19 protein-coding genes and 1 pseudogene are annotated in these 19,421 nt (G+C 71.8%); 13 read left to right on the top strand and 7 right to left on the bottom strand.

Annotation, left to right across the window (positions count from 1 at the left end; all coding sequences use genetic code 11):
* Positions 1 to 39 precede the first annotated feature (39 nt).
* The 8 genes from ACSMTC_RS03890 to ACSMTC_RS03855 all read left to right on the top strand — a co-directional run bounded on the left by ACSMTC_RS03890 (position 40) and on the right by ACSMTC_RS03855 (position 6,980).
* Positions 40 to 675, top strand: a complete 636-nt coding sequence (locus tag ACSMTC_RS03890) for a CBS domain-containing protein (RefSeq protein ID WP_436558223.1) — start codon at positions 40 to 42, stop codon at positions 673 to 675.
* A gap of 242 nt (positions 676 to 917) precedes the next feature.
* Positions 918 to 1,535 carry an Rv1733c family protein gene (locus tag ACSMTC_RS03885; RefSeq protein WP_436558222.1) on the top strand — a complete coding sequence of 206 codons (618 nt, stop codon included), beginning with the start codon at positions 918 to 920 and terminating at the stop codon, positions 1,533 to 1,535.
* A gap of 306 nt (positions 1,536 to 1,841) precedes the next feature.
* Complete coding sequence (locus ACSMTC_RS03880) at positions 1,842 to 3,008, top strand: 4Fe-4S dicluster domain-containing protein (RefSeq protein ID WP_436558221.1); 1,167 nt, start codon at positions 1,842 to 1,844, stop codon at positions 3,006 to 3,008.
* On the top strand, positions 3,005 to 3,457 hold the full coding sequence (locus tag ACSMTC_RS03875; RefSeq protein ID WP_436558220.1) for a cyclic nucleotide-binding domain-containing protein: 453 nt from the start codon (positions 3,005 to 3,007) through the stop codon (positions 3,455 to 3,457). The genes ACSMTC_RS03880 and ACSMTC_RS03875 overlap by 4 nt, the downstream gene beginning before the upstream one ends.
* On the top strand, positions 3,454 to 4,272 hold the full coding sequence (locus ACSMTC_RS03870; protein ID WP_436558219.1) for an FAD/NAD(P)-binding protein: 819 nt from the start codon (positions 3,454 to 3,456) through the stop codon (positions 4,270 to 4,272). Before ACSMTC_RS03875 ends, ACSMTC_RS03870 begins: the two co-directional genes overlap by 4 nt.
* Before the next feature lies 1 nt (position 4,273).
* Positions 4,274 to 5,137 (top strand): NADH-quinone oxidoreductase subunit B family protein, encoded by an 864-nt coding sequence (locus ACSMTC_RS03865; protein ID WP_436558218.1) that lies wholly within the window; start codon positions 4,274 to 4,276, stop codon positions 5,135 to 5,137.
* Complete coding sequence (locus tag ACSMTC_RS03860) at positions 5,137 to 6,498, top strand: Ni/Fe hydrogenase subunit alpha (protein WP_436558217.1); 1,362 nt, start codon at positions 5,137 to 5,139, stop codon at positions 6,496 to 6,498. Before ACSMTC_RS03865 ends, ACSMTC_RS03860 begins: the two co-directional genes overlap by 1 nt.
* A complete protein-coding gene (locus ACSMTC_RS03855; RefSeq protein WP_436558216.1) occupies positions 6,495 to 6,980 on the top strand; it encodes a hydrogenase maturation protease in 486 nt (161 codons plus the stop codon). The genes ACSMTC_RS03860 and ACSMTC_RS03855 overlap by 4 nt, the downstream gene beginning before the upstream one ends.
* 15 nt (positions 6,981 to 6,995) lie before the next feature.
* Here the strand turns inward: ACSMTC_RS03855 and ACSMTC_RS03850 are convergent, their stop codons facing one another.
* From ACSMTC_RS03850 to aspA, 4 genes are all read right to left on the bottom strand, one after another.
* Entirely contained in the window at positions 6,996 to 7,862 is an 867-nt protein-coding gene (locus tag ACSMTC_RS03850) for a hypothetical protein (RefSeq protein ID WP_436558215.1), read from the bottom strand.
* Positions 7,859 to 9,697: a GMC family oxidoreductase gene (locus ACSMTC_RS03845; RefSeq protein ID WP_436558214.1), complete on the bottom strand. Its 1,839-nt coding sequence runs from the start codon at positions 9,695 to 9,697 to the stop codon at positions 7,859 to 7,861. Before ACSMTC_RS03845 ends, ACSMTC_RS03850 begins: the two co-directional genes overlap by 4 nt.
* Positions 9,694 to 10,119 carry a hypothetical protein gene (locus tag ACSMTC_RS03840; RefSeq protein ID WP_436558213.1) on the bottom strand — a complete coding sequence of 142 codons (426 nt, stop codon included), beginning with the start codon at positions 10,117 to 10,119 and terminating at the stop codon, positions 9,694 to 9,696. Before ACSMTC_RS03840 ends, ACSMTC_RS03845 begins: the two co-directional genes overlap by 4 nt.
* A gap of 164 nt (positions 10,120 to 10,283) precedes the next feature.
* Positions 10,284 to 11,711 carry an aspartate ammonia-lyase gene (gene aspA, locus ACSMTC_RS03835; RefSeq protein WP_436558212.1) on the bottom strand — a complete coding sequence of 476 codons (1,428 nt, stop codon included), beginning with the start codon at positions 11,709 to 11,711 and terminating at the stop codon, positions 10,284 to 10,286.
* A gap of 129 nt (positions 11,712 to 11,840) precedes the next feature.
* On the opposite strand from aspA, the gene ACSMTC_RS03830 reads away from it, so the two are divergent.
* The gene (locus tag ACSMTC_RS03830; RefSeq protein ID WP_436558211.1) at positions 11,841 to 12,290 is read left to right on the top strand and encodes an Lrp/AsnC family transcriptional regulator; all 450 of its coding nucleotides are present in this window, start codon (positions 11,841 to 11,843) and stop codon (positions 12,288 to 12,290) included.
* Positions 12,291 to 12,558: 268 nt separating this feature from the next.
* Here ACSMTC_RS03830 and ACSMTC_RS03825 read toward each other — a convergent pair whose 3' ends face one another.
* A complete protein-coding gene (locus ACSMTC_RS03825; RefSeq protein ID WP_436558210.1) occupies positions 12,559 to 13,413 on the bottom strand; it encodes a neprosin family prolyl endopeptidase in 855 nt (284 codons plus the stop codon).
* A gap of 155 nt (positions 13,414 to 13,568) precedes the next feature.
* Here ACSMTC_RS03825 and ACSMTC_RS03820 point away from each other — a divergent pair, with 155 nt between their 5' ends.
* Positions 13,569 to 14,912, top strand: coding sequence for a tetratricopeptide repeat protein (locus ACSMTC_RS03820; protein ID WP_436564582.1), 1,344 nt, complete (start codon positions 13,569 to 13,571; stop codon positions 14,910 to 14,912).
* 268 nt (positions 14,913 to 15,180) lie between these two features.
* Here ACSMTC_RS03820 and ACSMTC_RS03815 read toward each other — a convergent pair whose 3' ends face one another.
* Positions 15,181 to 15,822, bottom strand: coding sequence for a TetR/AcrR family transcriptional regulator (locus tag ACSMTC_RS03815; protein ID WP_436558209.1), 642 nt, complete (start codon positions 15,820 to 15,822; stop codon positions 15,181 to 15,183).
* Positions 15,823 to 15,941: 119 nt separating this feature from the next.
* Here ACSMTC_RS03815 and ACSMTC_RS03810 point away from each other — a divergent pair, with 119 nt between their 5' ends.
* A complete protein-coding gene (locus ACSMTC_RS03810; protein ID WP_436558208.1) occupies positions 15,942 to 16,979 on the top strand; it encodes a medium chain dehydrogenase/reductase family protein in 1,038 nt (345 codons plus the stop codon).
* Between the two features lie 589 nt (positions 16,980 to 17,568).
* A complete protein-coding gene (locus ACSMTC_RS03805) occupies positions 17,569 to 18,051 on the top strand; it encodes a hypothetical protein (protein ID WP_436558207.1) in 483 nt (160 codons plus the stop codon).
* Positions 18,052 to 18,145: 94 nt separating this feature from the next.
* On the opposite strand, the pseudogene ACSMTC_RS03800 reads toward ACSMTC_RS03805, so the two are convergent.
* A pseudogene (locus tag ACSMTC_RS03800) lies at positions 18,146 to 18,322 on the bottom strand (DUF397 domain-containing protein); the annotation flags it as partial.
* A gap of 294 nt (positions 18,323 to 18,616) precedes the next feature.
* Here ACSMTC_RS03800 and ACSMTC_RS03795 point away from each other — a divergent pair.
* On the top strand, positions 18,617 to 19,183 hold the full coding sequence (locus ACSMTC_RS03795; RefSeq protein ID WP_436558206.1) for a hypothetical protein: 567 nt from the start codon (positions 18,617 to 18,619) through the stop codon (positions 19,181 to 19,183).
* The last annotated feature ends 238 nt before the right edge of the window (positions 19,184 to 19,421 follow it).

Genomic DNA, 19,421 nt, shown 5'->3' with positions numbered 1-19,421 from the left:
CGAGCGTGCCGGGGCAGGCCGTAGGAGAGGTGACGAGTGATGGAGCACCGCAGCGTTGCGGACGTGATGACCCACGAGGTCGTCCGGGTGGCGCCCGGGATGGGCTTCCGGGGGATCCTGGCCCTGCTCACCGAGTTCGACATCACCGCCGTGCCGGTGGTCGACGGCGACGACCGCCCGGTCGGCATCGTCTCGGAGGCCGACCTGCTGCGGATCCAGGCCGCCCAGGCCGACCCGGCCGGCCTGGCCTTCGCATCCGCGGCCGGCGATGGACGGCAGGCCGTCACCGCAGGGGAGTTGATGACCAGCCCGGCCATCTGCACCTCGCCCGGAACGAGCGTGGTGGCCGCCGCCCGGCTGATGAACAGGCACCACGTCAAGCGGCTTCCGGTGGTCGACGACGACGGCCGCCTGGTGGGCATGGTCAGCCGGAGCGACCTGCTGCGGGTCTTCCTGCGCGACGACCACTCCATCCGCAGTGAGATCGTGGAGGACGTCCTCGCCCAGGTGACGGGCGTCAGCCCGGCGGAGGTCGGTGTCGAGGTCGACCAGGGCAGAGTGACGCTCAGCGGCACGATCGCGGCACCCTCCCTGGTACCGATCGTGCTGCACCTGTGCCGTTCGGTGGACGGCGTGGTGTCGGTCACCAACCGCCTGGAGTGCTCTGCCGACTGAGAACGGGGCGCTGGGAGAGAGATGCACACCCGGCTACGGGGCGGGGGCCGACCGCCCCTCCGGCCCGGCCCGGGTCACGGGCCCGGAGGGGACCGGCAGGCTGGGCCTCCCGGCGCGCGGGGAGGCCCGAAGGGCCCTGTGGACTCCGTACGGCCGCCGAGCAGACTGGGTGGCACGAGCCCGGCGGCTCCGAGCGGGCGCCGGTGCCGACACTTCCGCCCTCCGGGTCCAGGAGACGTGCCATGTCCGCCGTCAGTGCTCCCCACAGCTGCCGGATCGCGCTCGCCACGCTCCGGCGACACCTGCGCCGGGCCCTCGGCAGGGATCCCAGCCCGCTGTGCCGACGAGTGGACCGGGCGCGCAGCCGACTCGTCGTGGCGCTGCTGCTCGCCTGCGCCGGAGCGCTGGCCCTCGCAACGGCGGTGGGACTGCTGGCGGCTCAGCACGGGCAGAGCACGGCACTGCGGACGGCCCGCCACCGCCACCAGGTCGCCGCGGTCACCGTCGGTCCGGCGCTGCCCATCGGGACCGCCTCGACGGCGGAGGCCACCTGGACCTACCCGCTCTCCGATCGGCACCGCGGGTTGGTGGTCGTCCCGGACGACATCCCGGTCGGCGGGACCGTGGCGGTCTGGGTGGACGACCTCGGACTGCTCGCGGCGCCGCCCCGGCCGAGCGCGGACATCGTGGCGGACGCGGTCTCCCTCGGGCTGATGACGCTGGCCGGAGTGTCGCTGAGCGCGGGGGCGCTCTACACGGTGCGCCGCCGCGGACTCGACCACCGGGCGGGGGAGAGCTGGGAGTCGGACTGGGAGCGGGTGGAGCCGCTGTGGTCCGGCCGTGCGCGCGGCCGGGGCTGAGCCGCCCCGGGCGGGTGCGGCGACCCGGCTGGTCGGCCCCTTTGACGCCGCTCGGGCCATGACCGGGCCGCCCGGTCTGCCCGGTTGGCCCTATCGGCGCTGTGTCGGGCCCGAAATCCTGCCCATCCGAGCGGTTCTGTGCAACAGATGGGCCGGTGGCGGCCGGGAAGGCGGCAGAGGTCCACGGCACCGAAACGGCTGGAGAGGGAGGTACACCGCCATGGAGTGGCCCGGCTCGGATCCGGCCGGTGGAACCCCGGCGCCCGTGGGCGGACGGGAGACCCCGAGTGACGGAAGGCTGCCGTGATGAACGGATCGACGACTCCCTCGGCCGACGAGGCCGTGATCGACCGGGAAGGTCTGGCGGCCCTGGTCGACGTCCTGCGGGCCCGCGGCTTCACCGTGATCGGCCCGACCGTACGGGGCGGCGCCATCGTGCTCGACGAGCTGGAGTCCGCCGCGAGCCTGCCCTACGGCTGGGGCGTCGAGCACGAGGCGGGGCGGTACCGGCTGCGGGAACGGACGGACACGGCGGCCTTCGCCAACGCGGCCGGCCCGCAGTCGTGGAAGACCTTCCTGCACCCCGCCAGGGTCCGCCAGTGGCGGGCCGAACGCATCGACGGACAGCCGGTGTTCGAGGCGGACGACACCCCGCCGCCCCGCTACGCCTTCCTCGGTGTCCGCCCGTGCGACCTGCGCGCCATCGCCGTCCAGGACCGGGTGCTCACCGGAGGCCGGCACGCCGACCCGACCTACCAGGGGCGGCGCTCGGGAGCGTTCCTGGTCTCGGTGGAGTGCACCGAGCCCGGCGGCACCTGCTTCTGCGTCTCGATGGGCACCGGACCGGCGGCCGGCCCCGGCTACGACCTGGTACTCACCGAACTGGTCGATGACGAGGGCGGACACCGGTTCTGGATCCGCAGCGGCAGCCCGGAGGGCGCCGAGGTCCTCGCCGAGCTCCCCGGCAGGAGTGCCGACGACGCCACCCGCGAGGCCGCCCACGAGCGGGTCTCGCAGGCCGCCGGGCGGATGGGCCGCACCATGCCCGAGGCCGACCTGCACCAGCTGATGGCGGGCACGCTGGATGCACCGCGCTGGGACGACGTCGCATCCCGCTGCCTGACCTGCGGCAACTGCACCATGGTCTGCCCGACCTGCTTCTGCACCACCACCCAGGACATCACCGACCTGACGGGCGACCACGCCGAACGCTGGCGGCTGTGGGACTCCTGCTTCGACCTGGACCACTCCTACCTCCACGGCGGTACGGTGCGCGCCTCCTCGCGCAGCCGCTACCGGCAGTGGCTCACCCACAAACTGGGCACCTGGTACGACCAGTTCGGCTCCTCGGGGTGCGTCGGATGCGGCCGGTGCATCGTCTGGTGCCCCGTCGCCATCGACATCACCGAGGAGGCGGCGGCCCTCCACGACTGGGCCAACCGGCCGGCGGACGAGGGCGAGGCACCGGCATGACCGAGTCGTCACCCCTGCTCAGAGCCCTCCCCGAGGCGCACCGGGACCGGCTGCTCGCCCTCGCCCTGGAGCGCTCCTTCCCTCCGGCCAGGCGGCTCTTCGACGAAGGCGGGCCGGCCGACCGCTTCTGGCTGATCCGCTCCGGAGAGGTCGCCCTCGACCTGTACGCACCGGGCCGCCCGCCGCCGGTCGTGGAGACCATCGGACCGGGCCAACTCCTCGGCTGGTCCTGGCTCTTCCCGCCGTACCGCTGGCACCTGGGCGCGCAGGCGATCGGGCCGGTGGACGCCTGGGAGTTCCCCGCCGACCAGGTCCGGGCGCTGTGCACGGCGGACCCGGTTCTCGGGCACCAGCTGACCCTGCGCTGCGCCGAGGTGATCGCCGAACGGCTCCAGGCCACCCGGATCCGCCTGCTCGACCTCTACGCACCCGGCACGGGAGCGCCATGACCACCGTCGCGCCACCGTTCCCGTACCGGGTGTCCGCCTTCCGGCCGGAGACGGCGGACGCCGTGTCACTCGAACTGCTGCCCGTCGAGGCCGCGTTGCCCGCCTTCCTGCCGGGGCAGTTCGCCATGGTCTACGCCTTCGGCATCGGCGAGGTGCCGATCTCGGTCAGCGCGATCCGGGACCGGGACGGCGCCCTGGTGTTCACCGTCCGCGCGGTCGGCGCCGTCTCCGGAGCGCTGTGCCGACTGCGCCCCGGCGATGCCGTCGGCCTGCGCGGACCGTACGGAACCGCCTGGGAGCTGGACCCGGCGACCGGAGACGACCTCCTGGTGATCGCCGGCGGCATCGGACTGGCTCCGCTGCGCCCGGTGGTGCACCGGGTGCTGGACCGCCCGGACCGGTACGGCACTCTCAGCGTCCTGGTGGGCGCCCGCACCGCCGAGGACCTCCTCTACCGGGACGAGCTGGAGACCTGGCGCACCTCGGCCCGGGTGGAGGTGACGGTCGACCGCCCCACCCCCGGCTGGCAGGGGCCCGTCGGCGTCGTCACCGCACTGCTCGACCGCATCCGACCGTTCGGCGACGACATGCGGGCACTGCTCTGCGGGCCGGAGGTGATGCTCCGTCACACCGCGCACGCGCTGCTCGCCCGAGGTGTGCCCGCGCGCCGCATCCAGGTCTCGCTGGAGCGGAACATGAAGTGCGGCACGGGCCACTGCGGCCACTGCCAGCTCGGACCGCTCCTGCTGTGCCTGGACGGACCGGTGATCGACTACTCCCGGTCCGGGCCGCTCCTCGCCGTACGGGAGCTGTGACATGGACGACAGGACTCCCACCCTGGCGGTCTGGAAGTTCGCCTCCTGCGACGGCTGCCAGCTGACCCTGCTCGACTGCGAGGACGAACTGCTGGGCCTCGCCGACCGGGTGCGGATCTCGCACTTCTTGGAGATGTCCAGCCTGGAGATGTCCAGCTCGGAGATGTCCGGCGCCGAGGGCCAAGGTGGCGACGGACCGGCCACCCTGGAGGGCGTGGGGCCGTACGACCTCTCCCTGGTCGAGGGGTCCGTCACCACGGACGAGGACGTCCGGCGGATCCACCGCGTCCGGCGGATCTCCCGCCGCCTGGTCACCATCGGAGCCTGCGCCACCGCCGGCGGCGTCCAGGCCCTGCGCAACTTCGCGGACGTGGCGGAGTTCCGCGCCGCCGTCTACGCCCACCCCGAGTACATCGCCACGCTGGCCACCTCCACCCCTATCTCGGCCCACGTACCGGTCGACTTCGAGCTGCGCGGCTGTCCGATCGACCGCCGCCAGCTACTGGAGGTGATCACCGCCTACCTGGCCGAACGCAAGCCGAACATCCCGGCGCACAGCGTCTGCTACGAGTGCAAGAGGCGTGGCACCACCTGCATCACCGTCGCCCACGGCACCCCGTGCCTCGGCCCCGTCACCCACGCGGGCTGCGGCGCCATCTGCCCGGCCTACGACCGGGGATGCTACGGCTGCTTCGGCCCCTCCAACACCCTGAACATGCCGGCGATGGTGCGCCGGCTCCAGCACGACGGCATGAGCGAACGGGATGTCATCAGGGTCTTCCGGACCTTCAACGCGGCCTCCCCCGAGTACGCCGAACTACCCGGCCTCGTCGACCAGGACGACCCCACCGACAGGGAGGCCTGATGAGCCACCGGGGAGAGCGGATCCTGCGCCTGGACGCACTCGCCAGAGTGGAGGGCGAAGGCGCCCTGCACCTGGCGATCAGCGGCGGCGAAGTCACCGACACCCGCCTGCGGATCTACGAACCGCCGCGCTTCTTCGAGGCCTTCCTGATCGGCCGAGGACACACCGAACCACCCGACATCACCTCTCGGATCTGCGGAATCTGCCCCGTCGCCTACCAGATGACCGCCTGCCAGGCCATCGAGGCCGCCTGCGGGGTATCCGTCGACGGCCAACTCGCCGAGCTGCGCCGCCTGCTCTACTACGGCGAATGGATCGAGAGCCAGTCCCTGCACATCCACCTCCTGCACGCCCCCGACTTCCACGGCCACCCCAGCGCCGTCGAGCTCGCCCGCGAGCAGCGCGAACCCGTCCAGCGGGGACTGCGGATCAAACAGGCCGGCAACGCCGTCATGGAGCTGCTCGGCGGCCGCGCCATCCACCCGGTCAACGTCCGGCTCGGCGGGTTCTACCGGGTGCCGTCGCGAGGTGAACTCTCACCTCTGGCCGAACAGTTGAGCCGAGCGCGGGACGACGCGCTGGAGGCGGTGCGCTGGGTGGCCGGCTTCGACTTCCCCGACGCGGAGACCGACTGCGAACTGCTGGCCATGCGGGAGAGCGGCCGGTACGCCATCGACTCCGGTACGCCCACCGTTCTGAGCCCGCCCGACGGCACCGCTCCGGGCCAGGCGACCTCACAACACCAGTTCGCTGTCGGTGAGTTCGAACGGCATGTGGTCGAGGAACACGTTCCCCACTCCACCGCCCTGAGATCGAGCCTGGACGGCGGACGCCACCTCACCGGCTCACTGGCCCGCTACGCCGTCAGCGGCCGCTGGCTGCACCCGACCGCCGCCGAAGCCGCCCGGGCGGCCGGACTCGGTGACCCGGCCGCCGGCGCGGTGTGCCGGAACCCGTTCCGCAGCATCATCGTCCGCGCCGTCGAAGTGGTGCACGCGGTGGAGGAGGCCCTGCGGATCATCGACGCCTACGAACCGCCGCCCCGGCCGTACGTCGACGTGCCGCCCCGCGCGGCCGAGGGCTGCGCCGCCACCGAGGCGCCGCGCGGCCTGCTCTACCACCGCTACGCGATGGACGCGGACGGCACCCTCACCTTCGCCAGGATCATCCCGCCCACCGCCCAGAACCAGGCGGCGATCGAGGAGGACCTGCGGCGATTGGTCCAGTCCCGCCTGGACGACTCCGGCGACCCGCCCACCGACGCGGAGCTGACCGCCCTGTGCGAACGGGCCGTGCGCAACCACGACCCGTGCATCTCCTGCTCCACCCACTTCCTCGACCTGACCGTGGACCGGGCGTGACGGGCCGGGTCGTCGTGATCGGCGTCGGGAACCCCTACCGCCGGGACGACGGAGCAGGGCCGGCCGTCGTCGAAGCACTGCGCGGACAGGTGCCCGAGGACACGCTGCTCACCGTCAGCGACGGCGAGCCCGGCCGGATGCTCGGCCTCTGGGACGCCCAGGACACCGTGGTCGTGGCCGAGACCGTGCACGCGCACCCGGGCAGCCCCGGGCGGCTGCACACCCTGGACGCCGAGGCGACCGCCAGGTGCGCGAGCGGCCCGGCCAGCAGCCACGGCCTGGGCCTCGGTGAGACCGTCGCCCTGGCCGCCGCGCTCGACCGGATGCCCCGCGAACTCGTGGTCCACGCGGTCCAGGGCGCGGACTTCGGTCTCGGCCCCGGGCTCAGCGCCCCGGTCCTGGCGGCACTTCCGGAGCTGGTCCACCGGGTGGCCGCAACGGTCCACGCCGCCCACCTGCGCCTTCGCTCACCGAGCGGCTGAGCCGAGCCGCTCTCCTCAGGCCTTGGCGGGAAGGTAGTAGGGCCGGTTGTGGGCGGCCACCGGGGCGGACTGGTAGGTCCACACACCGGCCGCCGGGGTGTCGCCGACGAGCCGGTCGAGGTGACGGCCGACGTCGCCGGCCGGGTCGGTGACGGTGAGCCGGACGCGGTGGGCGGTGGCGGCGGTGATGCCGTGGTACTGGTACGGGTGGTAGACGTTCATCGGGCCGGCGAGCAGGCCCGCCCCGGGATCGGTGCCGTAGCCGGTGATCGGCGTGTTGTTGACCGGCTCGGAAGTGAGGCCGTCCAGGTCGGCGTGGAGCGTGAACAGGGTGCGCTCGTCGCGTTCGATGCCCGCGCCGTCGGGGGTGAACCGGGCCCGCTTGCAGGCGATGGACCAAGTCCTCCGGTCGGCGGGGCCGTTGAGGGAGGGCATGGTGGTCTCGAACCAGCCGGGGTACTTGGGTTCGGCGTAGAGGCGGCGGCCGGCGTCGATGGCCAGCGGGTTGTCGCACAGGACGTGGATGCGCGCGATGCCGAGGAGCTTGGTCTGGTCGAAGCCCCGCGCGTACTGGTCGTAGTCGAGGGCGGGCAGGCGGTGGGCCTCGGCGGCGGGGTGGGCGATGATGTTGACCTCGATCTCCTGGGTGATCCCGCCGCCGTTCGGGTACTGCGCGAAGTACAGCTGGTAGTTGAGCGAGACGCATGCCTGCCCGTCGAACTCGGTGACCACGAGGCCGGGGTGGCGTTCGGCGAGCAGGTCGCGGGCCGGTCCGGGGTCGACCAGGTAGTCGAGGCCGATGTTGTGCAGCGCACCGTAGTGGAAGGGGAGCAGGTACGGCGCGGGGACGGGTGGCAGGGGCTGGCGCTGGTCCGGGTTCACGGGTGGTCGGCTCCTTCGAAGGCGCGCTTGACGTGGATCGGCCGGTGGCGGGTGAGCAGGTCCTGGTGCATGCGGTCGGCGCTGCGCAGGGCGAGGGCCGCCATGGTGAGCGAGGGGTTCGAGGTGGCGACCGTGGGCATGGAGCCGCAGCCGACCGTGTAGAGGTTGGTGTGGTCCCAGCAGCGCTGCCACTGGTCGACGACGGAGGTGGTGGGGGAGTCGCCCATGATGTGGGTGCCGGCGCCGTGGCCGGCGGCCCGGTAGGCGTACGGCCGGCCCTCGTGTTCGAAGTAGCCGGGCCAGGCGGGACCGGGTTCGAAGCGGGTGTGGTCCTCGGCGCCGAGCATGGCCATGAGCTGCTCGGAGACGTTCCCGGCGGCGGCGATCCCGCGTCTGACCCAGTCGGACAGGTCGTAGTGGAGGACCGGGCGGGGCAGGCCGAGCCGGTCGCGGTGGCGAGGGTCGAGGGTGACCCGGTTGGCGGGGTCGGCGTCCTGCTCCATCTCGAACTGGAACGCGAACTCCCGCCCCACGCGGTCGCCGACCGTGCGGCGCAGCTCGGCGCCGAACAGGCCGCGGCCGTCCGGGCCGCCGGTGCGCAGGAGCTCGGCGACCCGCAGATCGGGTGGGCCGAGCGCCCAGGTCCAGCCCCAGTTGCCGATCTCGACGCGGAACGGTGCGCGGTGGGCGCGGGCGGGGCCGAAGCGGAAGCCTTCCAGGCCGGACGTCGATCCCGGTCCCCGGTACGGCCCGACCTGGTCCGGCATCAGGCCCCAGGTGAGCAGGACGGGGTGGTCCATGAGGTTGCGCCCGACCTGGCCGCTGGTGTCGGCCGCGCCGGAGAGCAGCAGGAGCCTGGCGTTCTCGATCGCGTGCGCGGCCAGCACCACCAGGTCGGCGTCGACGGCGTGCGTACGGCCGGTGGCCCCGCCGTCGTGGGGTACGTAGTCGACGCCGGTGGCACGGCCGTCGGCGCCGATCCGGACACGGGTGACGACCGCATCGGTGATCAGGGTGACGGACGGCGCCCAGCGGGCCTGGGTCCTGAGCGGGGTGTACTTCGCGCCCGACGGGCAGATGGGCACGCAACTGGCGTGCCCGACGCAGAGTCCGCCGTCCGGCCGGTATCCGGCGCCGCCGGCGTACCCGGGATGGGGTACGCCGTTGCGGGCATGGGGTGTCGTGGTGACGCGGAGCCCGACCCGGGCGCCGGAGTCCCGTACGGACCGGCCGTCCAGTGCCTCGGCCATGGCCCGGTCGAGCCGGCTGCGCGGGATCGCCCGCATCGGGAACCGGTAGCCGTCCGGGAACGGGAGCCCGACGGCCTCGCGCTGCTCCTCCGCGTCGGCGGCGACGCCCAGCTCCGACTCCGCCGCCCGGTAGTACGGTTCCAGATCCCCGTATCCGATCGGCCAGTTGCGGCCGTGCCCGAAGTCGCCCGCCCGGAAGTCCTCGGGGTGCATGCGCGGCGCCAGGCCCGTCCAGGCGAGTCCCGTACCGCCGTTGGCCCGCAGGTAGCCGCTGGCGTACGGCAGCGGGCCGCGTTGCACGAAGTAGCCCTGCGCCTCGTACGTGCCGTCCGGGCGGCCGGTGAGGTCGGTGACGTCCGGCGAGGGTGCGGCGGTGTTCGTCGGGTAGGGCGAGTTCGGTGACTTGACCAGCGCCGTCCGGTACGCCTCCAGCCGGCGGTCGGGCCCGGTGGCCGTGGAGCCCGATCCGGCTTCCAGGACCAGAACGCGCCAGCCGCGGTCGCCGAGCACCCTGGCGACCAGGCTGCCGGTGAAACCGGCACCGACCACGACCACGTCCCAGCGCCGAGTCCCGGACGCGCTCATGCCGGGCCCGCCGAACGGTCCCGCGGGACGGCCGGCGCGTGCGACCAACTGCCGTGCCCCGGTGAGCCGGTGCTCGGGGCGTGCCCGCCGAACGTCCGCCACACCAGGCCCTCGGTGTAGGCGCGAGCGGAGACCACGAACGCGGCGTCCTCCTCCGGGAACGCGGAACCTCGAAGCCCTGGCCATGTGCCGAGGTACCACAGGTGGGTGATCGCCCGGGCCAGCTCCCGTTCCGGACCGTCACCGAGCGCGGAAGCCGCGGCCCCGGCCACCGCGGCTGCGAGCCGGTCGAGGAGCTCCGAGCCCGCCCGCTGGACCACCAGCGACCGGTAGACCCCGGCCATGCCCGTACCGCGCAGCTCCGCCGGGGTGAAGCCGGTCAGAGCGGAGGACAGTGCCGTGAACTCCGCCACCGTCGCCATCCCGCCCCCTCCCTGTGATCGTCATGCTCACGGCAGACTCGCCTGGGCGATCATTCCTCCATCCGGCCGTCTTCATGCACCGTCACGGGGATCGGCTGGAGGCGCGGGCCGCCTCGGACATCGAGTGCGCCCGCGCCGGTGCCGGCTCGCCCGGCTCCCATCCGTCAGCGGCTGTGGGGACGGGCGAGACTGTCGGGGCGGAGGATCTCGCTGAGCTCCGCCTGGGTGAGCAGTCCTCTGCGGAGCACCAGGTCGTGCACGGAGGCGCCGGTGGTCAGTGCCTCCTGCGCGATGCTGGTGGCGTTCTCGTAGCCGATGTGCGGGTTGAGGGCGGTGACCAGGCCGATGGAGTGCGCGACCAGATGGGCGAGGTGCTCGCGGTTGGCGGTGATACCGGTGACGCAGCGCTCGGCGAGGGTCAGGCAGCCGGCCCGCAGGTGGGTGAGGCTCTTCAGCAGGCTGTGGGCGATGACCGGCTCGAAGGCGTTGAGCTGGAGCTGGCCCGCCTCCGCCGCGAAGGTGACGGTCAGGTCGTTCCCGATGACCTCGAAGGCGATCTGGTTCACCACCTCGGGGATCACCGGGTTGACCTTGCCCGGCATGATGCTCGAACCCGCCTGCACCGCGGGCAGGTTGATCTCCCCGAGACCGGTGCGCGGGCCCGAGGAGAGCAGCCGCAGGTCGTTGCAGGTCTTGGAGAGCTTGACGGCGATCCGCTTGAGCACGCCGGACAACTGGACGAACGCTCCGGCGTCCTGGGTCGCCTCGACCAGGTCGCCCGCGACCACCAGGGGTATGCCGGTGATGGTGCCGAGGTGGGCGCAGGCGGTGGCCGCGTAGGCGGGGTGTGCGTTGAGGCCGGTGCCGATGGCGGTGCCGCCGAGGTTGATCTCGCGGATCAGCTCGCAGGCCTCGGCCAGCCGACCGCGGTCCTCCTCCAGCATGACCGCGAACGCGGCGAACTCCTGACCGAGCGTCATGGGCACGGCGTCCTGGAGCTGGGTGCGCCCCATCTTCAGGACGTCCGCGAACTCCGCCGCCTTGGCGGAGAAGGCGTCCCGCAGCTCGGCCATGGCCTCCAGCAGACCACGGGCCGCGAAGTGGAGGGCGATCTTGACGGCGGTCGGGTACACGTCGTTGGTGCTCTGCCCCGCGTTGACGTCCTCCAGCGGGTGGACCAGCCGGTACTCGCCCTTGGCGTGTCCGAGGAGCTCCAGGGCGCGGTTGGCGACCACCTCGTTGGCGTTCATGTTGGTGGACGTGCCCGCTCCGCCCTGGATCACGTCGACGACGAACTGGTCGTGGAACCGTCCGGCGCGGACTTCCTCGCAGGCCGCCACGATCGCCTCCGCCTTGCCGTCCTCCAGCAGGGCGAGGTCGCGGTTGGCCATCGCCGCCGCCTGCTTGACGCAGGCCAGCGCGGCCACCAGATCCGGGTACACGCAGACCTGGGTCCCGGTGATCGGGAAGTTCTCCACCGCCCGGAGGGTGTGGATGCCGTAGTACGCGTCGGCCGGTACGTCGCGTTCGCCGAGCAGGTCGTGCTCGGTTCGGGTCCCGAGGCCGTTCGGCGTTCCAGGGGCAGGCTGCATGGAGGTGTCCGTTCCAAGGGGGGTGTGGGGAGTGGCGAATGCGCCGCGCGCAAGATTACGGTGAAACCGCCGCAATCGGGTTGCCAATCCCTGCAGGTCAAGCGCGCCCCCGTGGCAGATAATCGCGGTATGGATCAGATTGACAGGGCTATCTTGCGTGAGCTCCAGAAGGACGGGCGGCTGACCAACCAGGAACTCGCCCAGCGGGTGGGCCTCACGGCATCTCCCTGCATGCGGCGCGTGAGGCAGTTGGAGCAGGACGGCGTGATCGAGGGCTACCGCGCGATCGTCAACCCGCACGCGGTCGGCCGGGGCTTCGAGGTGCTCGTGTCGGTCGAGCGGGACACGAGGTCGGTCGCCGCCTTCGAGGACGAACTGCTGGCAATTCCCGACGTGGTGGAGGCGTACCGGCTGATGGGCAGCCCCGGGTGCCTGCTGCGTGTCGCCGTCGCCGACCTGGCGGCCTACGAGAAGCTGTGGATCGAAAGACTGACCACGCTGACCGGGGCCACCGCCGTCAACTCCCAGATCATCATGAAGCCGATCAAGCAGCAGGGCGGCCTCCCCGTGGACCGCTGATTCGCGGACCGCTGATTCGCGGACCGCTGATTCGCGCACCCGACCTGTTCGGCCGAGTGAGAGGGAATCAGGAGGGAGAGGCCGCCCTCGCCGCTGGCTTGGGTGGAGTCGGTGATGCTGCCGGTGAGGGACGGGGTGACGCAGGCGCTGACCACGGACGCACTGGATGGGATCTTCACCGGAGCCGAGGCGCATGACCGCCGGCAGCCGCCGTCGGCCGTCAGCGGCCAGGCCCGTCCTCCCGTTCCCCGTGCCGGGCGAAGGCCGTTCAGCAGGGCCCGGAGCCGGGGCCGCCGAGGCGGAAGGAGGTGGGGGTGATGTGGCCGGCGTCGTAGAGGGCGGGGCTGGTGGCGGTGACCGTGAGGTGGGAGCGGTCGGTGGCGCCGAGCAGGCGGTAGTCGGATATCCAGCCGGAGCCGCCCTTGGCGCCGAAGCGGCCGTCGCCCATCTGCTCGCAGGTGCTGCCGGCGGCGTGGGCCACTTCGCCGAAGGCGGTGACCACCTGGGCCCGGGTGTAGGTGCCGCCCCAGAGGGAGCCGGGGAAGTAGCCGACCGCCTGCTCGTTGTAGAACACCCACCAGTCGCCCGCCACGTTCTGGATCGCGAAGCGGGCGGCCGTGCCGGGCCGCAGCGCCATGCCGGCCTTGGCGGTGCGCGAGACCTGGACGAAGCCGCAGCCGTTGTAGCAGCTCTCCGCGCCGTCCACCCAGTGGTAGACGAACAGGTGCGGCAGCAGGTCGCCGTTGAGCCCGTAGTCGACGGTCCAGCCGATCTCCACGGTGGACTTCTTGTCGGCGGACTGCAGGGCCAGCTCCTGCAGCGAGTGCGATTCGGTGTCGCCGGGCTTGATCGCCGGTGCCGCCTGGAGCATCCGGACCGTGGCGCCGGCGGTGTCGGTGATCTGACGTCCGGACACGTAGTCGTAGCATGCGCCGAACCAGCAGATCGGGCCGCTGCCGGCGGCCACGCGCGGTGACCCGAGCGGGGCCGGTGCGGGCGCGGCGGCCCGTCCCGCGCGGGCGGGGCCGTCGGCCGTGGCGGGGGCCGCGGGGGCGGCGGCGAGCAGGCTGAGCGTGGCGGCGAGCGTGGTGGCGCCGCTGACCAGGGCCTGGCGGATGCGCATGGGGGTTCCGTTCCGGTGCATGGGTGGGGGAGCGGTGAGTTAACCGCTGATGTAAGTGAGATTAAGTGCCTGACTTACATAAGCGGTTAAGCTAGTGGCGCCGGCGCGGTCCGGCAATAGCCCCTGCGGCATTAGCCTCTGCGGATGTGACACCAGTGAACGAGCCGACCGATCGGCTGGCCATCGGCCGCCGGGTGCTCCGGCTGCGCACCGAGCGCGGCCTGACCCAGCGCGCCCTGGCCGAGCCTGACTACACCGCCGCGTACATCTCCACGCTGGAGGCCGGCAAAGTGCGCCCCTCCGAGGCCGCGCTGCGCTACCTGGCCGACCGGCTCGAGGTGAGCTACGAGCTGCTGACCACCGGGCGGCCCCCGCAGCTGGCCGGCGAGCTGGGGCTGCGGCTGGCCGAGGCTCGCCAACTGCTCTGCGCCGGCGAACCGGCCCGGGCGGCGGAGGAGTACCGGGAGCTCGCCGCCGAGGCCGAGCGGCACGGCCTGGCCGAACAGCAGGCGGCCGCGCTGCTGGGGCTCGGTGACTGCGCCCTGGACCTCGGGGAGTTGGACCGGGCCATCGAATCCTTCCAGCGCTCCGAGGACCTGCTGCGGCAGGCGCCGCTGCCGCAACGGGTGCCGGCCCTGCGCGGCCGGGCCGTCGCCCACCTGCTGGCCGGCGACCTGCGCTACTGCTGCTACCTGCTGGAGAGCGCGATCGACCAGCTCAACACCGGCGGCCTGGCCGACCCGCACGCCCTGCTGCTGCTCTACTCCGCGGTGATCGCCCCCTACATGGACCTCGGAGCGCACCGCCGCGCCGCCCAGGCCGCCGACCTCGCGCTGGCGCTGGCCCCCCGGGTCGACGACCCGGCACTGGTGGCCCGGTTGCACCGCGGGGTGGCCCGCACCCTGCTGGCCGAGGGCCGGGCGGCCGAGGCGGAGGCCTCGCTGGCCAAGGCCGAGGAGCTCTACCGGCAGCTGCGGATCGGTACCGAACTCGCCCACTGCCACTGGATGCGCGGCTACCTGCGGGCCCAGGACGGGGACCTGCCCGCCGCCGAGCGTGAACTGCGGCTCGCCCGCGAGCTGCTGACACGCGGTCAGGCCGCCCTCTACACCCAGCAGATCGACGTCGAACTGGCCGATGTGCTGCGCCGCGCGGGCCGCCCCGAGGAGGCCGCGGCACTGCTCACCGACCTGCTCGACGCGCTGCACCCGGGCCGCGGCGCGGTGCACGCCGGGGCGGCACACCGGCTGCTCGGCCGGATCGCCGAGCAGTGCGGCGACCCGGCCGCGGCCGAGGCCCACTACCGGGCCGCCCTCGACCTGCTGGCCGGCGCCGGCGCGGCGGCCGACCTGGCCGACCTGTGCCGGCTGCTCGGCGACCTGCTGCGCCGCACCGGCCGGTTGGAGGAGGCACTGGACACCTACCGCAGCGGACTGGGCCACCAGGCCGCGCCGGGCACCACCACCCTCGGCCCGGCCCCGGCCGCACCGCCGTTCTGAGTCCTGCCGGGCCCGGTGCACCGGAGTCTGCGGGTGCCGATTGATCCGGCCTGGTCGAGCGGCAGGTCGGTACTCGCGGAGTGTGCCGCCGGGTCGATCTCCATGGGGGAGTCCATGCGAGGCATGCGGACCTCGCTGAGCACGGCCCGCGACGGGGGAATTCGGGACCGTTCGGCGGTGCGCCCGGCGGGCCATGGGGCAGTCGGGGGCGTCGGCGCGTTGTGGTGGGCGGCTCCGCGGCGACCGTCGACTTCGCGTGAGGAACGGTTCAGTGGGTGTTGAGGTGCGCCAGTGCGGTGATGATGCGGTCGGCGATGTCCGGCGGCCATGGGAAGGCGACGGTCACCGCCCGTTGGTGTGCCAGTCCGTGCAGGCCCAGCCAGAGTGCGACGGTGTCCGCGTCCAGGTCGGTGCTGGTGGCCTGGCCGGCGGTGACGCAGTCGTTCAGTGCCTCGCTTAGCAGTCGCAGGCATCCCTCGCCGAGATTCGCCATGTCGTCCGCCGTCACGGAGGTGTCGTGCAGTGCGGGCATCCAGAGGCCGCCGAACATGGTGCGGTACCGCTCGGGATGCTCCTGTGCGAACCGCAGGTAGGCGTGGCAGAGGGCGAGCAGCCGCTGTCGGGGGTCGCTGCCGGCGGCGTCCAGGGCAGTGCGCAGTTCCGTCTCCAGCTGGGCGAAAGCCTGCTTCACCACGGCCAGCATGATGGCCGGTTGATCGGCGAAGTGCCGGTAGATCGAGGGCGCGGCGATCCCGATGCGGCGGGCGACGGACCGCAGCGTGATGGCGGCTTCGTTGCCGGTCTCATCGAGCAGTTCGACCGCCGCGGCCACGATCTCGTCGTGCAGGCGGGCGCCCTCCCCGCGGCGGTTGCGGGGACGGGCGGGTGCTGCGGTCGACGTGTTGGTCATGGCGTGAGCTTTACATACGAGAACTTACAGGTGCAAGCTCTTGTGCGATCTAAGATTACGTGTGTAACTTTACGGCCGTACCCACAATCACCGACAAGTGATCCGACATGGAGTGCGCAATGAACGGCACAGCTGTCACCCTGGCTACCGAGGTCGTCCTGCCGGGCAGCGTCGACGCGAGCGGCCTGCAGGTCCGCACCCGCGACATCCCTCAACCCGCTGCGGGCCAGGTCATGTTGAGGATGGACGCCACCGGCGTGTCCTTCGCCGAGCAGCAGATGCGTCGCGGCAAGTACTACGACCAGCCGCCCTTCCCCTTCGTGCCCGGGTACGACGTGGTCGGCACGGTGGCCGCTGTCGGCCCGGATGTGGACGCCGCGATGATCGGGCGCCGGTTCGCCGCTGTCACCAAGACCGGCGCCTGGGCCAGCTTCCTGCTGCTCGACGCCGCGGATCTGGTGGCCGTGCCGGACGGCGTGACGGCGGCTGCCGCGGAGACCGTCGTGGTCAACGGGATCACGGCCTGGCAGATGCTGTACCGGACCGCCAGGGTGACCGCCGGCGCGACGATCGTGGTGCTCGGCGCCAACGGTGGAGTCGGGTCGACGCTCGTACAGCTGGCCCGGCACGCGGGGATCACGGTGATCGGCACGGCGTCGACACGGCACCACGACACGGTGCGTGAGCTGGGCGCGATCCCGGTCGACTACCGCGACCCGGACATGTACCGGCGGATCCGGGAGCTCGCGCCGGACGGCGTGGACGCGGTGTTCGATCATGTCGGTGGCGCCGGACTGCAGGAGTCGTGGCGGCTTCTACGCCGGGGCGGGGTGCTGGTGTCCTATGGCACCGCTGCCACGAAGAACGAGGACGGCAACGCGCGACTGCCGGTACTGAAGTCGTTCGCGTGGCTGATGTTGTGGAACCTCCTGCCCAACGGCAAGGCCGCACACTTCTACAACTTCTGGGCGGGCAAGCGACGCCCGGACGCCTTCCGGGGCCGGCTGCGCGAGGACCTCACCCAGGTGCTGACGCTGCTGGCCGACGGTGTGCTCACCGCACAGGTCGCCGCGGAGTTCCCGCTGGCCGACGCCGCCGCAGCGCTCGCACTGGCCGAGTCGCGCACCGTCGCAGGCAAGGTCGTCATCGTCCCGTAGGCGCGCCGGCCGTGGACACGCCGAGGCCCGCGCGGCGGGATCGCGGTGTCTTCGACCCCTCCGCGCCTCCTCGACCGGTCGGTCGGCGTGCCCGCCGTCGCTCGGTCGGATCTCACCGAGTCGGCCTGCCGGAGCCCTGAGGATCCGACCGCCTCGGGTAGTACGGACGCCGTTCCGGTGTCGGCGGACCGGCGACTCTCTCCTTCTCCCGTACGAGTATTGGAGTTCCTCGCATGTCCGATGAATTCAAGTCGCCGCCCACACACTGTCGTTGGTGGTGGTCCTTGTGGGGCCTCATCCAGCCGACATCGTTGGTCAGTGGCCCTTTCGCTGCCTGGGTGGGTGCGGCGTGCGGGCGGCCCAGAAGGAGGCCAGGCCGCCTCCGCCCGGCCTTGCCGCCGCGTCTTCGTCGGAGGCACGGTGGCCCATTTCTGCTGCTACTCGGTCGGCGACGACAGCCTGTAGGGCGTCGAACGGGCACGGCAAGGGCAGCGCGAACACCCTTGCGGCGCCAGGTGAGCCGTCGATACGCTCCTTGCGCCACGGGGGGAGGCAGAGAGTCCGCCCCTCTTGATGACTGTGGGGCTTCATGCAGATCAAGCGCCCGAAGATGATCAGAGCGGTTGCGGTCGGCGTCCTCGGAACCGCACTTGCCCTGAGTACAGCCGGATCGGCCTATGCCACGCCGCTGACGTGGCAGGGATTCACGAGGGACAGTTCCTGGGACTGCGGCCAGGCCGGTAGCACCGTCAACATCAACGGTCTCTATGTGCTGCCCTGCATGAAGGTCTCGGGCAGCTCCTGGCAGTCGATTCTGATCGTCACCGGTGGCGGTTCGACCACAGCCGTTCAGGCCCACGTGACCCCGGAACTCAACTGGAACCAGTGGGGATACGGAGACTGCAACAACGCCGGCCAGTACAACATCGCCCCGGGTCAGAGCCTCGCCTGCTTCGACAGCACGCGAACCAACTCCGGCAGCGAGGTCTCGGCGTACTGGAGCGTCACCGTCTGGAACAACGGCGTCGGCTACAACCAGAACCTGAGGGCACCGGTCGACTTCACCCACTGATCCGGGCGTTTCACTTGCCGCGGTGTCCGGATCCTGATCGGAAACGCGAAAGTGCCTTCTGAGCCGGGACGATGAGGCTTGTCCGAGGCCTCCGTCAGCCCAGCAGGAAGGCGCTTTCCGTCAGGGTGTCGGTGGCACCTGCCGCGATGAAACGGACGAAGACGTCTTCGCGGTACCTGAGGGCCGCCCCCTCCGGACCCTTGCGGTCATGAGCCGCAACCTCGCCGGGCAAACCCGCGCACTCGACGCAGTTGCCGTTGTTGCCGCTGTGCTTGGACTTCTGGCTTCATCGACGCTCACTCCATCGATGGCCAACCGATGCCATGGACGTCCAGGCCCAACTCTGCACCGGACAGCGGACAATCCGGCTCGCGGACGGTCCGGATGGGGTGCACCGCCCGCCGGATCACCGGGGGCCTCGACGCTACCAGCGTTGATCGAACGTAACTGACTGGTAATCAAGAATTCCATGGCGGAGGCCTGTCGGGACCACCGGGTTGATGATGCGATGAACATACCCGCCCGGCTGTCATGTTCGGGCCGATATTTCTGGAGCTCACCCCACATGTCCTCCGCCAGACGAATCGTCACGTCCGTCGCCGCGCTCGCCCTCACCGCCGGCGGTCTCGCCCTCGGTACCGGTTCGGCCGGCGCCGCTCCGCTCGCTCCCGCCGCGAGTGCGAACACCGTCTCCTGCTCGCAGGACTACCTGCCGCTGCCCGACCCCAACTGCACCCCGGGTGCGGTCAATCCGGACGTCACCCAGGACACCATCGACTCGACGATCTGCGTCTCCGGCTGGACCGCGACCGTCCGCCCGCCGACCTCGTACACCAACAAGCTGAAGATCCAGCAGATAGCCGAGTACGGCTACTCCGACACCAACCCGTCGGACTACGAGGAGGACCACTTCATCCCGCTGGAGCTGGGCGGTTCGCCGACCGACCCCGCCAACCTGTGGCCCGAGCCGCACTATGCGACCGACACGAGCGGCGGGACCTCGTACACCAAGGACTCGGTGGAGAACAAGCTGAAGCGGGCCGTGTGCGGCGGCCAGGTGCAGCTGGCGGACGCGCAGAACGCCATCGCCACCAACTGGACCACCGCACTGCAGAACCTCGGCCTGGCATAGCCCCTGCCCGGTCCTGGTGGCTGGTTCCAAGCTCCTTGTGCATACTCCGAGTTGGGGTGTTCTGGGGCGACGGCCCCAGCCTGATCCGCAGATCGCAGCGGCCATCCGGGCGGTGTGCCGGGGTGGGCGGGAGACCCCGCCGGCGGTGCAGGTCCGCGACCGGTTCGGCGGGACGTTCTCGCTCAAGGCCGATATCTGACGGATCGTCGACCCGTGTCGCCCGTGCCGCGAGGGCACG

Origin of the sequence: Kitasatospora sp. HPM-01-4 (genome assembly GCF_051374625.1) — a bacterium.
GTDB lineage: Bacteria > Actinomycetota > Actinomycetes > Streptomycetales > Streptomycetaceae > Kitasatospora.
Note: the sequence above shows the minus strand (reverse complement) of the source record. Positions and strands in the feature narration are given on the sequence as shown.

Bases quoted from the DNA above. Each gene is read 5' to 3' on its own strand.
- ACSMTC_RS03890 (WP_436558223.1), top strand. From the start codon at position 40: ATGGAGCACCGCAGCGTTGCGGACGTGATGACCCACGAGGTCGTCCGG.
- ACSMTC_RS03885 (WP_436558222.1), top strand. From the start codon at position 918: ATGTCCGCCGTCAGTGCTCCCCACAGCTGCCGGATCGCGCTCGCCACG.
- ACSMTC_RS03880 (WP_436558221.1), top strand. From the start codon at position 1,842: ATGAACGGATCGACGACTCCCTCGGCCGACGAGGCCGTGATCGACCGG.
- ACSMTC_RS03875 (WP_436558220.1), top strand. From the start codon at position 3,005: ATGACCGAGTCGTCACCCCTGCTCAGAGCCCTCCCCGAGGCGCACCGG.
- ACSMTC_RS03870 (WP_436558219.1), top strand. From the start codon at position 3,454: ATGACCACCGTCGCGCCACCGTTCCCGTACCGGGTGTCCGCCTTCCGG.
- ACSMTC_RS03865 (WP_436558218.1), top strand. From the start codon at position 4,274: ATGGACGACAGGACTCCCACCCTGGCGGTCTGGAAGTTCGCCTCCTGC.
- ACSMTC_RS03860 (WP_436558217.1), top strand. From the start codon at position 5,137: ATGAGCCACCGGGGAGAGCGGATCCTGCGCCTGGACGCACTCGCCAGA.
- ACSMTC_RS03845 (WP_436558214.1), bottom strand. From the start codon at position 9,697: ATGAGCGCGTCCGGGACTCGGCGCTGGGACGTGGTCGTGGTCGGTGCC.
- ACSMTC_RS03840 (WP_436558213.1), bottom strand. From the start codon at position 10,119: ATGGCGACGGTGGCGGAGTTCACGGCACTGTCCTCCGCTCTGACCGGC.
- aspA (WP_436558212.1), bottom strand. From the start codon at position 11,711: ATGCAGCCTGCCCCTGGAACGCCGAACGGCCTCGGGACCCGAACCGAG.
- ACSMTC_RS03830 (WP_436558211.1), top strand. From the start codon at position 11,841: ATGGATCAGATTGACAGGGCTATCTTGCGTGAGCTCCAGAAGGACGGG.
- ACSMTC_RS03825 (WP_436558210.1), bottom strand. From the start codon at position 13,413: ATGCGCATCCGCCAGGCCCTGGTCAGCGGCGCCACCACGCTCGCCGCC.
- ACSMTC_RS03815 (WP_436558209.1), bottom strand. From the start codon at position 15,822: ATGACCAACACGTCGACCGCAGCACCCGCCCGTCCCCGCAACCGCCGC.
- ACSMTC_RS03810 (WP_436558208.1), top strand. From the start codon at position 15,942: ATGAACGGCACAGCTGTCACCCTGGCTACCGAGGTCGTCCTGCCGGGC.
- ACSMTC_RS03805 (WP_436558207.1), top strand. From the start codon at position 17,569: ATGCAGATCAAGCGCCCGAAGATGATCAGAGCGGTTGCGGTCGGCGTC.
- ACSMTC_RS03795 (WP_436558206.1), top strand. From the start codon at position 18,617: ATGTCCTCCGCCAGACGAATCGTCACGTCCGTCGCCGCGCTCGCCCTC.